The sequence below is a fragment of the Secundilactobacillus malefermentans genome (assembly GCF_008033155.1).
GTDB lineage: Bacteria > Bacillota > Bacilli > Lactobacillales > Lactobacillaceae > Secundilactobacillus > Secundilactobacillus malefermentans.
This window is the reverse complement of the sequence record NZ_CP042371.1, coordinates 909,750-925,984: the sequence shown is the minus strand read 5'-3', so window position 1 is coordinate 925,984 and position 16,235 is coordinate 909,750. Positions and strand designations below refer to the sequence as shown.

The window sequence follows — 16,235 nt, the reverse complement described above, 5'->3', positions numbered from 1 at the left end:
GATAGTCTCCCTGTTTAATGACAGTATAACATGAGTCTATTCCGTCTCATAGAACAAACAAAACGCGCCTTCGCCACCATGAGTTGCCAAAACTGGCGAGATGGCATTAACGGAAATTTCAGTGTCCGGAAATTGGACAGTCAAGGCCGTCTTCATTATTTCAGCCTGCTCGGGTGCATCGACATGGGAAATTCCAATTGTCTTAACCTTGGGACCGCTACTCATTTCTTCATAAATGTTATCAAAAAAACGGTTAATTGGTTTGATGCCCCGCCCCTTTTTCTGAACGACAAGCTCACCGTTCACAATTTCAATCACAATTTTCACGTTTAATAGATTGGTTAAAATCCCGGCAGCTTTACTAATTCGGCCACCCGCAATCAAATTATGCAGGTCGACAACGGATAGGTAGGCTTTTGTACGTTGCTGAATCGATTCCAATTCAGTCGTGATTTCGTCAAGAGTTGCACCAGCTTCAATCATTTTGGCAGCGGTCAAAATTTGAAAGGCACTTCCACGATCACCGGATTTGCTGTCGATGACGGTCACGTCTGCTGTAGAGAGCATTGAGGCCTGATGAGCAGCGTGAACCGTGCCACTGATGCTTTCCATAATATCGATACATAATACTTGGCTTCCGTCTTCGCCAGCCTGATCAAATGCGTCGACGAAACTGCCAATTGGGGGTTGAGACGTTTTCGGTAAAGCTTTAGCTGATCGCATTAGACTTGGGAACTCATCGCTCGTAATGGTCACGCCGTCAACATAAATAACGTCATCAATCATAACGGTTAATGGCACAACAGTAATGTTGTATTGGTTAATTTCGGCTTTAGTTAGACCCGTTGCGGAGTCTGTTACTAGTTTGATATTGGGCATTTAGTTCACCAACTTTATTAGTTTAGTCTTTAAGTCACTATATAGTATTATAAACTAGGTAAAATGGTTTACAAGAACCTTATAGGACGTTAACTAATTTTTAAGATTTTTTTCGATAAATAGTCTTATTACCTCCATACTAACGGAAAATATCGCTACAATGAAAGTAATTAGTCAATAAAAGGGGATTCTTAACATGAAGTTGAAAAAAATTGGACTTAGTATCCTGAGTATGGCAATTGCTGTTGGTGTTTTTGCAGGTTGTTCAAGCACCAAGCTTCATAAGGCCGAGGCGAGTCAATCTGTTACATTATACAACCAGTGGAAGAAGGCTTATGTAGGTGGAAAGACCCAGAAATACGTGAAATCTAATAACGGACAGGGAGCAACAAAGGCCGTGTCTGAGGGTCAAGGCTACGGGATGCTTGCCACCGTTTTGGCAGCCAAAAAGGGTGCGAATACGCATACGACGTTCAATCAATTTTATCGTTATTATCGGGCGCACCGAATTTCTAGTAGCAATCCGCTCATGGAATGGGAGCAAACGAAGCGTTCCGGAAAAATGACCAGCACCGGATCCGAAAAAAATAGTGCCACTGATGGTGATTTGGATATTGCTTACTCTCTAATTCTAGCAGATAAAAAGTGGGGAAGTAAAACCACAAACTATAAAGCGGCCGCTAAGAATATTTTAAAGGCCATTAAGAAAAATGAAATTAATAAGACCACATATCTCCCTAAGATGGGGAATTGGGCAACCAGAAGCTATGATCAAAGCAAATTACGAACCTCAGATTTAACAACCGGCTACTTTAAGACCTTTGCAACTTACACAAAGGATTCATTTTGGACGAAAGTTGCTAGTCACAGTCAGACAGCTGTTAAAAAATTGAGCGCCCGCCATAAAACGGGACTGTTCCCCGACTTTATCAAAGCCACAGGCAGCAGTATCAAATTAGCTGCCGTCTCTGCTTATCAAATTGAAGGGGCCAGTGATGATCAATACGGCTACAATGCCTGCCGTGTTCCATGGAGATTGGCACAAACCTACAAGATAAAGAAGGACAGCACCACGAAGAAAGCCCTCAAGAAGCAGTTAACCTTCTTCAACAAACGTTCAAAGGTGACCGCCGTTTATACATTGGGCGGCAAAGCGGTGAACAGCTACGTTAATACCGCGTTCACGGCGCCAGTTAACTTTGCAGCGAAGACGTTGAAGCAGAAGAGTTTACAAACAAAAACAACGAAACAATTGCCAAAATCAATTGAGAAAAAGAATTACTTCTCAGCAACTTTGGAAGTTGTGACGGCGTTAAGTTAAACATAAAAAGCAATCAGAAATTTCTGATTGCTTTTAATTTTGAACCCATTTTGTAAACTTGGTTAAATGCTCCTCAAACCAGTCGACGATTCTGCCGGTCAACAGTGCTGAAATGACCGTACCCTCTCGGACGCCAATCAGACCGTGAGCGAAAACGAGTGACAGAATAACTGCCGCAATGACCATCGAAATATCGACCCGCACCTTAATCGTCCCGAATGGCTTTTTAAAGCGAAAGGCTAGTGCAGCTGCAATTCCCTCGCCGGCCATCATGAGGGTTCGTGAGTTAACTTCAAAGAAAACCCCGGTCGCTAAAAGAACGACGCTAATGAGCGTGAGGCCCATTTGTTCCCAATAAACACTAGGTTGTAAAAAGCTAAATTGGTTAACGAACCAGTCAATCATGGCACCAAATAAAATTGAGGGTAGAAGTTGAATCAAATTCATCCAGCCAAAATCTTTGCGAAGGACGACCCATTCCAAAAGGATAATCAGAATCATGAATAGAATAGTTGTCTGGCCAATTGTGAGGGGAACCAACATACTCAAAACGTTTGGCACACTTGAAATGGGAGAAGTACCAAGCGTGGCAATTTTTGCTAAGGCAACGCTGGCGGACATGATGAGCAATCCAAGAACCAGTAAGCAAACGTGTTTTAGCTCATAGATAATGTGTTTGCTAAGGGTCATGGGCGGTCACGCTTTAGTAGAACATTGTAGATATCAGTTAGCTTGGTATCGAAATCGTCAACGTCAAAATCGGCTAATTCGTTAAATAGTGATTGCCACCATTTGGCCATCGTTTCGGTTAGTTCCTGTGCGAGCGCTTCTCCGGCAACCGTGAGCGCAACTACTTTCGCCCGCCGATCGGTGGTGGCGGGGGTTCGAGTCACCCAGCCCTTTTTCGCCAAAACGGTTAAGTCGCGGGCAAGCAAACTTGGATCAACGCTCATTTCCTGGGCAATTTGGACTTGCTGGCGGCCGGGATGTTCATAGATAAACATCAGCAGGTCACTTTGAGTGGCGTGCACGTCTAAAGCTTCAATTTGATGATTAAAATCGTTCTTTGACCGCCGATAAATTCCGGCAATGTATTGACTAAAATGATGATATTGCATGATGAAAAGCCTCCAATGATTTAATGGACTTATCCATTGTATGACCCGTTTAGTGGACTTGTCAATTAAATGGGTGTCGTCTTCTGCAAATGAAAGTCATCAAGATTCCGAATAAATGCTATAATAATTCATATTAATAACGTGATATAAAAGGCACAATCAATGGAGGAGGCTAATGACGATGGAGTTTACTGATCGCCAAACGAAAATAATTAATATGCTCAAAAAAACGAGTCCATTGACAGGCGACACAATCGCCAAAACTTTGGGGCTCAGCGTTCCAACGATTCGTGGCGATTTAAGATTATTAACGACGGTCGGTGTTTTAAAGTCGCGACCCAAAGTCGGCTATCGCTACCAAGGAGATCAGTTAGTTAATGTTGATTATGACGACCTATATGATATTCCGGTAGGTGACATTATGTTGGCACCCACTAAAATTAACGACGAAGCTAGCTTACAAGAGGCTGTTTCAAAGTTATTTCTAAAGGATGTTGGCTCACTATACGTTGTGGATCAACAACAGCAAATTGTTGGCCTTATCTCTAGGAAAGATTTGTTACGAGCTAGTTTTAATAGTACAAATCCTGAATCCATGCTGGCCAGTGTCATCATGACGCGAATGCCCAATCTTATCTCTGCCACGCCGCAAACAACGGTCATGGAAGCTGGAAAATTATTACTAAAACACCAGGTAGATTCACTGCCAGTCGTTGAGAAAAAAGGGTCGCTTAAAGTAATCGGGAAAATTACTAAAAATCGAATATTTCAGCATTTTATTGAACGAGGACAAATTTAAAATTTTGGTAAAGAAATCGGACACCTTTTGGGGTGTTCTTTTTGTTTATTGTAATGGTATAAATCCACGCCCTATATCAGGAATGAGGAATTACTAAAGCTAGGTGAGACGGACTATACCACTGAGCTTTTTTGGAAAGCGCTTGCAATCTCCCACTAAATAAGATACGTTATAAATGTTTAAATATGACGTTTCATTTAGTGGAAAGAGGGATAATATGTCGAAGTTTATCTACAATTTTTCTGAAGGAAATAAGGATATGCGTGATTTATTAGGAGGAAAAGGGGCCAACTTAGCCGAAATGACCCACTTAGGGCTACCCGTTCCTCATGGCTTTACCATTACAACGGAGGCGTGTCACGCTTATCAACGCACCCTGAGCTTAAGCTCTGATCTATTGACTCAGCTGGACGCTTCAATTGCACAGCTTAGCCAAGAAACAGGGAAGCAATTTGATAGTCATGACAATACCCTACTTATTTCTGTTCGATCCGGTGCTGCAATTTCGATGCCCGGCATGATGGATACCATTTTAAATATTGGGCTAAATGATCAGACAGTAAAAGCTTTGGCACAAACCACTAATAATGAGCGGTTCGCTTACGATAGCTATCGACGACTGCTGGCAATGTTTGGAAACGTGGTGTACGGACTTGATGAAGCGGCCTTTGACCAGGTGCTAACCGATATCAAACGGAAAAACGGTTATGCTTCTGACTTAGAGTTAACAGCGGAAGATCTTAAACAAGTTGTGACTGAATTTAAAGAAATCTATCAAACATCTGATAAAGGAAATTTTCCCCAGGATCCGAAAACGCAGCTATTAGCAGCAATCAATGCCGTTTTTGAATCTTGGAATAATCATCGGGCACAAGTTTATCGAAAGCAGAATCATATTTCTGAAAACCTAGGCACTGGGGTCAACGTGCAGGAAATGGTCTTTGGTAATGCGGGCGAAAATTCTGGGACGGGTGTTGCTTTTACTCGCAACCCAGCAACTGGTGAAAAGGCCCTCTTTGGTGAGTACCTACTGAATGCGCAAGGCGAGGACGTGGTGTCCGGTGTCAGAACCCCGCAAGATGTTGGCGTTTTGAAAACTGAAATGCCAGCTTTGTATGATCAATTAGCCGAAACCGCAGAAAAATTGGAGACCCATTACCAGGACATGCAAGATCTCGAATTTACGATTGAAAAGGGAAAGATGTTCCTGCTTCAAGCACGAGATGGCAAACGAACAGCGTATGCGGCCGTTAAAATTGCAGTGGATCAAGTGAACGAAGGCCTAATTACCAAAAAGCAGGCATTACTGAGAATTGAACCGGACGCTATTTCGGCGATGCTTCATCCTGAATTTGATAAGGAAGCACTGGCGGCACATCAAATCTTAACGACTGGCCTACCAGCGTCTCCGGGTGCTGCGACTGGTCAGGTTTACTTCACTGCAGCGGATGCCAAACAGGCAAGTGAGGCGGGGCACCCAGTGGTTTTACTGCGGCAAGACACATCGCCGGAAGACATTGACGGTATGATTGTCAGTCAGGCAATTGTGACGTCCCGAGGCGGAATGACCTCCCATGCGGCCGTAGTTTCACGCGGAATGGGCGCAACTGGGGTTGTTGGGGCACACGAATTGAACGTGGACTATCAGGCCAAGGAAGCCAAAGTTAAGCAGCAAATTATTCATGAAGGCGACTGGGTATCCGTCAACGGGACAACTGGAGATCTCTATTTGGGGCAAATTAAAACCACTGAGGTCACCGTCAAAGGCGACTTGTCGGTTTTGCTGGAGTGGGCGAAAGAGTATTCCCGAATGGGTGTCTACACGAATGCTGACACGCCAAAGGATTTCCAAAAAGCATTGGATTACGATGCAGATGGTATTGGGTTAACGCGAACTGAGCACATGTTTTTCAAGCCAGAACGCCTCGTCCAAATGCGGCGCCTCATCTTGGCAGAAGATGCAGAAGGACGCAAAGATCCACTCGCCAAGCTCCTGCAAATGCAACAAGGTGATTTTTACGAGCTATACAAATTAGCTGAGCATAAAGAGGTCACGATTCGCTTGCTGGATCCACCTTTGCACGAATTTCTACCGCATGATGAAAAAGAAGTTGCGGAAGTTTCTGAGCAAACTGGAATTTCTACCAGCAAGATTAAAGAGCGGGTCAGCTCTTTGAAGGAGTTAAATCCGATGTTAGGCCACCGAGGCGACCGGTTGGCAGTGACCTTCCCTGATATTTATGAAATGCAGGTCCAGGCGATTATGACGGCGGCACTGAAGTTGGCAAATGAAGGCTTGAAAGTGGCGCCACACATCATGATTCCTTTGACGGATTCCAAGATTGAAATGGCGTGGGTTCGGGAACTGGTCGTTAATCAAATTGACCAGGCAACTAAGGCGGCGGGCGTGACGCTTGATTATACGGTTGGAACCATGATGGAAATGCCACGAGCATGTGTGACCGCTGACCAGGTTGCTGAGGAATCTGATTTCTTTAGTTTTGGGACCAACGATTTGACGCAACTGACCTTCGGCTACTCAAGGGATGATGTGGGCTCATTCATGCCGGAGTACATCAAAAAGGGACTTTTACCGGCTGATCCGTTCCAAACCGTGGATACGGAAGGCGTTGGTGCGTTAATGAAGATTGCAATTGATAAAGGGCGTCAAACGAAACCACAGCTCCCAATTGGTGTTTGTGGAGAAGTGGGTGGTGATCCAGCCTCCATTGAGTTCTTTGAGCAAATTGGAGTGACTTACGTTTCTTGTTCACCATACCGCGTGCCCGTTGCCCGTTTGGCGGCAGCACAGGCACACTTACGACAGGCTGGCGCAGAGACACCAGCTTTGGCAGCAAAGACGGCCTAGGCCAAATTAAAAATCATGAGCAGATTTTTGCTCATGATTTTTAGTTTCCACTAATATCGTGCTTTTCCAAATCCTGCATAATCGTATCACCAAGTAAATCGCGGTCTGTCACCGGAATCTTGCGACCCCACCAGACACCCACAGCGCCCAGAACAATCCAGACCCCAAGCAGAACGTATTCGTAAGGCCAGATAAGCGAGTAATCAGTTTTAGGGGTCACTGTAATCAAAGCAATTCCTAATGCTGCTATCCCACCTAAAAGGGGCCAAAGTAACGTCTTATTGCGAAAGCCGCCAATTAGTTGAGGGTACCGTTTGCGAATTTTGAAAAGGCACAACGTACTGAATGCCCAGGCCAAAGCAATCAAGAAACCACCCATGTCTAGGAAGTAGACCAAGGCGCCTTTGCCCAACCAACCAATACTCAAAATAAGTGCCAAAACGACCCATAAAGCGTTAGTCGGTGTGCCATACTTCGGATGAATTTTTGCTAATGGTTTTGGCAACATGTGACCCCGTGCGAGGGATAAAATTAACCGGGATGAAGCTGAAAATAAGTTCAAGAAACTGGTTAGTAATCCGAGCGCTGAAATAATGAGGGCCACCGTACCAAGAATGGGGAAACCTGCCGCCGTGAAGGCATCGATTGTTCCCATTTGCATTTTTGCCGTTTCCTGCCAAGGCCAAACGAAGGCGGAGGAGAGGAGCACAACAATGTAGTAGGCGCCCGCAGCAACGATGGAAGCAATGACAATTAAGCCAATTTTGCGGGCCGGCATTTTTGCTTCTTCTGCCATGGTCGCGACCGATTCCCAGCCGGTCATGAACGTCATGGCTGGTAAAATGAACCGGATCATCGAGGGGAGTGGTGCCTGTTTGCTGGTGAACGCTGGCCAAAAGTTGTTGAAGGAGCCTTGGCTAAAGCCGACCGCGACCAGAATGGCTCCTAGTACGACTAGCCCGATGACCAGGATGGTTTGAATTCGTCCCGTCAAATGGGCCCCCAGGTAGTTGATGGCGAAAATCAGCAAGGTAATGGCAACCCCAATTGCCAACTCTAAGTAATGGACTTTGATGCCGGCAAAGGAGTAGTACGGCCCAACCGCAATTTCCGGAACAATTTGGGAAATGAGAAGGCTGGAGGCGGTGACGTAAAAGCCAAGTGCACTTAGATAGCCACCGAGAAGTGTCCAGGCCGCAAACAGGGCGCCCGGCTTTTTGAAGGCAATGTAGCCGTAAACAATCTCCCCACCAGAACGCGTGAACATGGTGGAAAGCTCGGCAAAGGAGAGGGAAGCTAAAATTGCAAAAACCATCGCGAGGGCGAGACCAAATATTTCCCCACCAGCACCGTATTCATTGAAAAACTGACTATTAGTATAAATCCAACCGCTACCGATAGTGCCACCAGCCCCCAAAGAAATGAGGCTGAGTGAACTAACGTTTCGTTTGACTGAGTTAGTCGCCATATTGATATCAACTCCTATTTATAGATAGGCAAGCGCTTACAAATAAGCCATAATCAGAATACACTATGGAGACAACTAGCGCAATAAATGTACAATTTGAAGTTGCATTTGGTGAGAGAGTGGCGTTCAATGAAACTAGATTAATAAAGGGATGAGTGGATATGAAAGCTGCATATATCAATCAAGTGGGGGATGCCGGTGAAATTCAATTTGGCGAGTTGCCGACTCCCGAGCTGCATGAAGATGACGTGTTAATCAAAGTTAAGGCGGTGTCCGTCAATAATGTTGATACGTTTGTCCGAAGTGGAGGATTTAAAACCAACTTGACCTTTCCGTTTGTGATTGGTCGGGATGCCGTTGGAGAAGTGCTGGAAAGCGGGTCACAGGTGACGCAATTTCACGCCGGTCAGCTCGTTTGGACGAACAGCATGGGCTATGACGGGCGCCAAGGGATTACCAGTGAATTTGCGGCGATTCCAGCTGAGCGATTGAACGCGGTACCGGATGGTGTTGATCCGATTCAACTGATTGCGGCAGTCCATTCTGCAGCAACTGCCGTTATTCTCCTGCAGCATCATTTGCAGCTTGAATCCGGACAAAAGGTGCTGGTTGAGGGAGCTGCTGGCCACGTTGGAACCAAGCTCATTCAAGTGGCGCACACAATGGGTGCAAGAGTTCTGACCACTTCGAATCCGAATGATTTTGATAACTTAAAAAGGCTTGGCAGCGATAAAACTCTTGATTACCATGGCAATTGGCAAACTAGTGCGAGTGGTGTCGATGTCATTGTTGATACCTCTGGGAAAGTGGCTTTGCAGGAGAATGTGAATTTGCTGGCGTTGGGTGGCAAAATTGGAATGATTACAACGCCCGCAGATGTTAACGCCACTTTGGAGTCACGAAGTTTTTACACCACTGACAAGCAACTTATTGGATTTGTGATTAGTCACGCTGAGTTACCACAATTGCAAGTCGCCGCCAAAGTGTTGAATGATCAATTTGCACAAGGAAACTTGTTGGATGATCAGGTTTTGGTTAAGTCACTTTCTTTCGCGCGCGAGGCACATGAGTTATTGCAAACTGGTGGCGTGAAGGAGAAGTTGGTGCTGGTGCCAGATGGGAAATAGATCAATCTATTTTCTTTTTAAATTTACTGGTATACTCAACTCAACAAAATGAAAAGGGGAACCTCATGGCCTACAAAGTTGATTTCAAAAACGTCGCAACAATTGGATTAGGAAGCTCACCGGTTGCAGAGAAACTCGCTGGAATGCGAGCCCACGAAGCCCGTTATTTCTGGAACAAATTCAAGCATGAGTTTATCACTGTCCCGGCCGCAGATGATCCAGACACCTTAGCGTGGATCGAATCGATTTGCCAGGAAAGAGACCTTGTTTTCCCATATCAACCATTAGAAGTGACGTCATTTGAAGCTGGTGGCAATCGCTACGCTTGCGTTTTTTATGAAAATGGGTTGGCGGTGAATGTTCTATACGGTTTGGAAGAAGGGGCTAAGCGAGCTGTTGGATTCAAATTGAGCGACGGGATGGAAATTCCGGCAGAATTTGAAGGGAAATTTAAGTTCGCTAAGCAACGGTCAACTTTGGCAGGAACCATTCGGGGAACCTTTTTTATCATAAAGGGAACGTATTTATGATGAAATTAGATTTTGAATTTACGGGTAATCCGGAAAACGCAGCGGCGATGGCGGCTTACATGAGGAATCGTTTCGAGTTCATCGGGTTAAAGGCGCCGGAACGTAAAGAGCAAAGCAAGCCACTACTGAAGCTGAGTAGCACGATGGATCTTGAATCATTGCGCCAGTGGATTAAAACACTCTATGAGCGGGATGAGCGCGAGTACCAGTATCTTGCGATTGATTTGGCGGATAAAAATGTCCGGCGCTGGCAATTTTCAGATATTGCCTATTTCAAACAGTTTATTACTCAGAAATCCTGGTGGGATAGCGTTGATTCCTGGCGAACCATGTTTGGCAAGTATATTAAATGGCACCTGGAAGAAAAGCAGGCAGTATTTGACCTGTTCTTTGGCAGTGACAATTTCTGGGAGCGCCGGGTTGCCATCAACTTACAATTAATGGAAAAAGGAAATACAAATCTGACGATGTTGACGAAGGCCATACTGGCTGACCAGGAGACGGATGAATTTTTCATCCAAAAGGCGATTGGCTGGTCGCTGCGCCAGTACAGCAAAACGGACCCAGCTTGGGTACGACACTTTTTAGTGGCGCACCAAATGAGTCGGTTGGCAGTTAAGGAAGGCAGTAAATATTTATGAGCAAAAAAATTCCTCAGCATTTAAAACTTGCTGAGGAATTTTTGTGTTGCTAGTGATTTTTATAAATGTTTAGTCGACTTCTTCATTTGCCTTTTCGTTAACTTTTGCTTGAGCTTTGGCTGATGCAGCCTGCATCTTGCCTAAAACAGCTCGGGCGATTGGTCCAACAATGATTAATTGAAGTGGTAAAGCAACGATAAAGTTGAAGCCCCAGGCATGGAAGTAGTTTGCAACGCCGACGTTACCGGCCATGATAATTCCGAAAAGTGACATGCATGAAACCATTCCAAGAACCATCATAACTGAGATGGTGATTCCGATGAGGACAACGTTTTTCTTCATGTAATCGTTAATGATGTATTTGAAAGCGAGACCCTTAGCGATGGGACCAACGACTAGTAGGTCCAAGATGATTGCGACAAGTAAGCCACCGGGATATTCCTTAATAGAGTTTAATAGGAATCCGTCCGTAAATCCTTGTACTAACGCAACGTTGTAACAAACCATCACAAAGACCATTAGTCCGGCCATGATGGCGGTGAAAACAATTTCTTCTTTTAAATTTTTTGGCATTTTGTATAAGTCGTACCTTCTAATCCCTCTAAAAAAGAACTATACTTTTAGCGGTGCTAACAAGTTTACAAATTCACTTGTAAACGAAGAACGCTTTTATTTAAATCTGGTTTGATTAGAGGGAACAAAATAATGGAAACAAAAAATGATGGAAAAGTTGGATTAGGTGGGTTAATTGCGTTAATCGTCGGGAGCTCAATTGGGTCAGGCATCTTTGCATTACCCGCGACGGTGACGGGTGGCGCCAATCCGGCCGGCATCTTAATTGGTTGGGCAATTGTGGGTATCGGAATGCTGTCCTTGGTATCCGTTTATAGTAACCTAACGTTGCAGCAATCCAACATTGATGATGGGATTTATGGTTGGTCTCGAAATGCATTTGGTCACCTTGGTGGCTTTATTGGTGCGTTTGGTCACGGAGCAGGGGATGCCATTGGAAATGCAAGTTACTTAGTCGTGCTATTTTCGGCGCTTGGGAGCTTCGGAATCTTTGACTACTTTGGTAAGGGAACGACCTGGCCGGCAATCATCTGTGCGTCAGCCGTGCTGTGGATTGTGAACTACTTTGTGCTTCGCGGGGTTAAGTCGAGTACGAGGCTCAACAATTTCACAACGATTATCAAAATTATTCCCATTGTATTGTTCATTGTGCTGGCAATTATTCAGTTTAATCCGCATATTTTCATGCATAGTTTTGCCTCTACGCAGGTGATGTCTGTCGCAACGGGCAAATGGACGCACGTTTCACTATTTAATCAAAGTAAAACGGTGCTCTTAGCAACAATGTGGACGTTGATTGGCTTGGAATCTGGGACTATTTTCGCAACGCGAGCTCGGAAGCTGGCGGATGTTGCCAAAGCAACCATCATCGGCGCCCTAATCGTCGTATTCCTTCTTGTTGGAACAACGGTGCTGGCGTTAGGATTAATGGCGCCTTCAAAAATTAGTCAATTACATGACCCGTCAATGGCGGGTTTAATGACCCACATGGTTGGTTCATGGGGCGGCACGTTAATTGATATTTGCCTGATTTTAGCTGTGCTGGGGGCCTTAATTGCTTGGGTTAATCTGAGTGCGGAAGAAGTACGTTTGGCGGGTAGAGGTGGTTCTGCTGCAAAGTGGTTGAACGGCCTCAATCAAAATGAAGCACCGCGCAATTCACTATTAATTACGACGGGGATTACCCAAGTTTTGATGATTATTGCCGGAATTGATAAGTCGAGTTACGTTACGTTGCTCTCGTTTTCAACTTCACTGGCGTTGATTCCGTACCTGTTTTCGTCCATCTACGCGCTTAAAAGTGTGATTGTGGGAACCGGATTTGCTAATCGGTCAACGCAACAGCGAGTTTACTCAGGGGTTACTGCTTGTATCGCAATCTTGTTTGTTTTCTTTATGATTTATGGCGCAGGATTCCGGTACTTACTGCTGGCCGCAATTGTGTGGTCACTAGGTCTTCCATTCTTTTTCAAAGGGAAGCGAGAACGGCATTCCCATTTCAATAAATCTGAAATAGTGGTTTGCTCGGTCATTTTCCTAATGGCGTTGGTTGGAATTTACGCATTGGTCACCGGGTCAATTCAGTTTGATGCGTAAACAAAAAACGACTAGAAAGTCTAATCATTCAAGATTAGATCATCTAGTCGTTTTTCAATTTAGTAGATATTTTCAATTTTTGCTTGGCTAGCTTCATGATTTAAAAATTCGTCATAAGTCGTGTCAGGCAGGTCAACGATTCCCTTTGGTCCAACCTCAATCAAGTGATTGGCGATCGTTTGGATGAATTGGTGGTCATGACTCGTGAAGATGAGAGAGCCAGCAAAATCAACCAATGCATCGTTCAAACTTGTAATACTTTCAAGATCCAAATGGTTAGTCGGATCGTCTAAAAGGAGTACGTTTGCTTTGCTAAGCATTAACTTAGAAAGGTAACTCCGGACTTTTTCACCACCGGAAAGGACGTTTACCTTCTTCAAAACTTCGTCGCCTGCAAACAGCATTTGACCCAGGAAGCCGCGAAGGAAGGTATTGTCACTTTCTTCCTTGCTAGCATATTGACGTAACCATTCCAAAATATCAAACCGGTCGTCGCTAAACTCAGGGGTCAAATCCTTTGGCATGTAAGCTCGGTTTGTTGTCACGCCCCAAGTAACGGTACCAGTGTCTGGCTCAAGTGTCCCGGCAATGATTTGCATCAGTAAACTAGTTGTTGCATCAGAGCGGGAAACGAAGGCTGTTTTGTCGCCAGGGCGAAGAATGAAGCTGACGTTATCCAAAACTTTTTCGCCGTCGATGGTCTTGCTGACGTTTTCAACGCGAAGCAAGTCATTTCCAAGTTCACGTTCTGGTGTAAACTTAATGAATGGGTACTTACGTGAGCTGGGTTTGATGTCATCTAACGTGATTTTATCTAGTTGCTTCTTTCGAGAAGTGGCCTGTTTTGACTTGGAAGCGTTGGCCGAGAAACGGGCAATAAATTCTTGCAGTTGTTTGATTTGATCTTCTTTTTTAGCATTTGATTGGGCTTTTAAGCTTTGTGCTAACTTAGAGCTTTCAAGCCAGAAGTCGTAGTTACCGACAAATAGTTCAATTTTACCAAAATCAACGTCGCAGATATGGGTACAAACGGCGTTCAAGAAGTGACGGTCATGACTGACAACTAAGACGGTATTTTTATAGTCGGCGAGGAAGTTTTCCAACCAGCTAATCGTCTGAGGGTCAAGTCCGTTGGTAGGTTCGTCTAAAAGTAGGACGTCTGGTTTACCAAAGAGGGCCTGAGCTAACAAGACCTTAATCTTGTCACTTTCTGGTAAATCCTTCATTAAAGAATCGTGTTGGCTTTCAGGAATTCCCAGTGATTGTAACAACTGACTTGCATCACTTTCGGCGTTCCAGCCGTCCATTTCACCAAATTCACCCTCTAATTCGGCAGCGCGCAGGCCGTCTGCATCGGTAAAGTCTGGTTTAGCATAGATGGCATCTTTTTCAGCCATAATTTTGTACAGTTGTTCGTGGCCTTGGAGAACGGTGTTTAAAACAGTTTGATCATCGAAAGCAAAGTGATCTTGCTTTAAACTACTCATTCGTTCGTTGGGGCCCATTGAAACTTTGCCGGAAGTTGGGGCAAGGTTGCCCTCAAGGATTTTCAGGAAAGTTGATTTACCTGCACCGTTTGCACCGATAATTCCGTAACAGTTACCGGGGGTGAATTTTAAATTGACGTCATCGTACAGTTTTCGATCAGAAAAAGACATTGATACATTATTTACAGTTAACAAGCTTATACCTCGCTTTAATTTTTATTTTTCGAGTTCCTTTATCGTCCCCCTATACTATCAGATAAGAGCCGCGGGAACAAATGAACGATGTTTCATGTGAAACAATAGTATAATACTGGTAGCTAATATACAGGAGGAATTCAATGATACTAGAACGAAAAAGTTATATGGATTTCAAACAAATTGCGAAAGACTTTAGAAGTGAGCGTGGCGTTCCTGAAGAGCCTGCAATCGCTGAGCTAGAGCAACTTAATGAACTGTTTGCATTGGCCCAGGCCGGTGCAAATGAGATTGGGACGAAGCTTGAAAACTTAGATTCTGAATTTCAAGTGAAACATGATCATAACCCCATTCATCATATTGAGGAACGAATTAAAAGTGTTCAAAGTTTAATGAAGAAACTTGATAAAAAGGGGCTTGATCGGAGAGTTGAAAACATTGAGGATAATATTTCTGATGTTGCTGGACTTCGAGTTGTGACCAACTACCTAGACGACATTTACTTGGTGGAGAAAATCCTCGTTAATCAGTCCGATGTCACGTTACTTAAGCGAAAAGACTATGTTAAAAATCCCAAACCAAGTGGCTATCGAAGTTTGCATTTAGTTGTGTCAGTACCCGTATTTCAGGCGTCTGGCAGTCAAGACGTTAAGGTCGAAATCCAGATTAGAACCGTTGGCATGGATATGTGGGCAAGCTTGGAGCACAAATTGCGCTATAAAACGGACATTAATCAGGAGTTAGTTGATCAGTATGGCTCAAATTTGCAAGAATATTCGGATGAGCTTGAGGAAATCGAAACCAAAATGCAGAAAATTTATCAGCATTTAAATGAAGACGGTGAGATTAAACGGTCATGAAAGTAATGTTATTGCGCGGCGTTAATGTTGGTGGTAAGCGGCGCCTCTTAATGGCGGACGTCCGCCAACTATTTGCGAATAAGGGTCATTCGGAAGCAGAGACGATTGGGGCGACCGGGGTTATTGTGTATGACGATCCAAAAGAAACCTTACAGCTTGAATTACCAGCTGGAATTGAAACGTTGATAGTCGATGAACAGGTGATTAGAGCAGCCCTCGATAATCTGCCAGATTGGTGGCGGCAGGATGATGGCTGGCGACATAATGCCATTTTTTTGTTAGACAATGTGCCGGCCGAGAAGGTGCTCCAACATGTTGGGAAACTAAACACTGAGTATGAGGCCGTTTTTATGACGCAGAATATCATTTTTTGGTCATCTTCATTTGCGGATCGAAAGGGTTACTTTAAAAGTGAGTATTCAAAATTGATGAAGAATCCGTACTACCGACAGATGACAATTCGAAATGGAAATACGCTGGAAAAAATCCTCGATAAGGCGAAAAAGATGACTAATTTTAAAATAAATTAGAAGCCCTAATCTCTTATATATCAAGGCATTCATCATGATTGATAAAAAAGTCACAAAGATTTTAAGTATTTTGGTTGTAATCGTTTTCAAAAAGTGGTATCTTACTTGTGAGGAAAGAAATAAACCTCATCTGATTGACTTCTCGAATGTTAGCGTTTGTACCGTTTCAAGAGACAATAACCACTGATTTGACCGTTAATCCGTCAGAGTGTTTTCTGTTGAAAGATGGAAAGAGTCGAGAT

Annotated in this window: 15 protein-coding genes; 9 read left to right on the top strand and 6 right to left on the bottom strand. The window is 44.2% G+C overall.

Going from position 1 to position 16,235, the window contains the following annotated elements:
- Positions 1 to 36: 36 nt before the first annotated feature.
- Positions 37 to 879: a DegV family protein gene (locus tag FGL90_RS04475; protein WP_010619062.1), complete on the bottom strand. Its 843-nt coding sequence runs from the start codon at positions 877 to 879 to the stop codon at positions 37 to 39.
- A 196-nt stretch (positions 880 to 1,075) separates the two neighbouring features.
- Here FGL90_RS04475 and FGL90_RS04470 point away from each other — a divergent pair, with 196 nt between their 5' ends.
- Positions 1,076 to 2,200: a glycosyl hydrolase family 8 gene (locus tag FGL90_RS04470; protein ID WP_010619063.1), complete on the top strand. Its 1,125-nt coding sequence runs from the start codon at positions 1,076 to 1,078 to the stop codon at positions 2,198 to 2,200.
- Positions 2,201 to 2,233: 33 nt separating this feature from the next.
- Here the strand turns inward: FGL90_RS04470 and FGL90_RS04465 are convergent, their stop codons facing one another.
- Positions 2,234 to 2,890 carry a YczE/YyaS/YitT family protein gene (locus tag FGL90_RS04465; protein WP_187240443.1) on the bottom strand — a complete coding sequence of 219 codons (657 nt, stop codon included), beginning with the start codon at positions 2,888 to 2,890 and terminating at the stop codon, positions 2,234 to 2,236.
- Positions 2,887 to 3,318, bottom strand: coding sequence for a MarR family winged helix-turn-helix transcriptional regulator (locus tag FGL90_RS04460; RefSeq protein WP_147657079.1), 432 nt, complete (start codon positions 3,316 to 3,318; stop codon positions 2,887 to 2,889). The genes FGL90_RS04465 and FGL90_RS04460 overlap by 4 nt, the downstream gene beginning before the upstream one ends.
- A gap of 181 nt (positions 3,319 to 3,499) precedes the next feature.
- On the opposite strand from FGL90_RS04460, the gene FGL90_RS04455 reads away from it, so the two are divergent.
- Positions 3,500 to 4,117 (top strand): helix-turn-helix transcriptional regulator, encoded by a 618-nt coding sequence (locus FGL90_RS04455; RefSeq protein WP_147657077.1) that lies wholly within the window; start codon positions 3,500 to 3,502, stop codon positions 4,115 to 4,117.
- A 217-nt stretch (positions 4,118 to 4,334) separates the two neighbouring features.
- Positions 4,335 to 6,986: a pyruvate, phosphate dikinase gene (ppdK, locus tag FGL90_RS04450; RefSeq protein ID WP_147657075.1), complete on the top strand. Its 2,652-nt coding sequence runs from the start codon at positions 4,335 to 4,337 to the stop codon at positions 6,984 to 6,986.
- 40 nt (positions 6,987 to 7,026) lie between these two features.
- Here the strand turns inward: ppdK and FGL90_RS04445 are convergent, their stop codons facing one another.
- Positions 7,027 to 8,454, bottom strand: coding sequence for an APC family permease (locus FGL90_RS04445; RefSeq protein ID WP_010619068.1), 1,428 nt, complete (start codon positions 8,452 to 8,454; stop codon positions 7,027 to 7,029).
- Between the two features lie 161 nt (positions 8,455 to 8,615).
- Between FGL90_RS04445 and FGL90_RS04440 the strand changes: the two genes are divergently transcribed.
- From FGL90_RS04440 to FGL90_RS04430, 3 genes are all read left to right on the top strand, one after another.
- Positions 8,616 to 9,581: a quinone oxidoreductase family protein gene (locus FGL90_RS04440; RefSeq protein WP_010619069.1), complete on the top strand. Its 966-nt coding sequence runs from the start codon at positions 8,616 to 8,618 to the stop codon at positions 9,579 to 9,581.
- A 65-nt stretch (positions 9,582 to 9,646) separates the two neighbouring features.
- A complete protein-coding gene (locus FGL90_RS04435) occupies positions 9,647 to 10,111 on the top strand; it encodes a hypothetical protein (protein WP_010619070.1) in 465 nt (154 codons plus the stop codon).
- Positions 10,108 to 10,752: a DNA alkylation repair protein gene (locus FGL90_RS04430; protein ID WP_010619071.1), complete on the top strand. Its 645-nt coding sequence runs from the start codon at positions 10,108 to 10,110 to the stop codon at positions 10,750 to 10,752. Before FGL90_RS04435 ends, FGL90_RS04430 begins: the two co-directional genes overlap by 4 nt.
- Before the next feature lie 69 nt (positions 10,753 to 10,821).
- Here the strand turns inward: FGL90_RS04430 and FGL90_RS04425 are convergent, their stop codons facing one another.
- Positions 10,822 to 11,325, bottom strand: a complete 504-nt coding sequence (locus FGL90_RS04425) for a DUF2798 domain-containing protein (RefSeq protein WP_010619072.1) — start codon at positions 11,323 to 11,325, stop codon at positions 10,822 to 10,824.
- A 132-nt stretch (positions 11,326 to 11,457) separates the two neighbouring features.
- Between FGL90_RS04425 and FGL90_RS04420 the strand changes: the two genes are divergently transcribed.
- Positions 11,458 to 12,921, top strand: coding sequence for an amino acid permease (locus tag FGL90_RS04420; protein WP_147657073.1), 1,464 nt, complete (start codon positions 11,458 to 11,460; stop codon positions 12,919 to 12,921).
- A gap of 59 nt (positions 12,922 to 12,980) precedes the next feature.
- On the opposite strand, the gene FGL90_RS04415 is transcribed toward FGL90_RS04420, so the two are convergent.
- Positions 12,981 to 14,603 carry an ABC-F family ATP-binding cassette domain-containing protein gene (locus tag FGL90_RS04415; RefSeq protein WP_010619074.1) on the bottom strand — a complete coding sequence of 541 codons (1,623 nt, stop codon included), beginning with the start codon at positions 14,601 to 14,603 and terminating at the stop codon, positions 12,981 to 12,983.
- A 143-nt stretch (positions 14,604 to 14,746) separates the two neighbouring features.
- Between FGL90_RS04415 and FGL90_RS04410 the strand changes: the two genes are divergently transcribed.
- Positions 14,747 to 15,463 (top strand): GTP pyrophosphokinase, encoded by a 717-nt coding sequence (locus FGL90_RS04410; protein ID WP_147657071.1) that lies wholly within the window; start codon positions 14,747 to 14,749, stop codon positions 15,461 to 15,463.
- On the top strand, positions 15,460 to 15,993 hold the full coding sequence (locus tag FGL90_RS04405) for a DUF1697 domain-containing protein (RefSeq protein ID WP_147657070.1): 534 nt from the start codon (positions 15,460 to 15,462) through the stop codon (positions 15,991 to 15,993). The genes FGL90_RS04410 and FGL90_RS04405 overlap by 4 nt, the downstream gene beginning before the upstream one ends.
- The last annotated feature ends 242 nt before the right edge of the window (positions 15,994 to 16,235 follow it).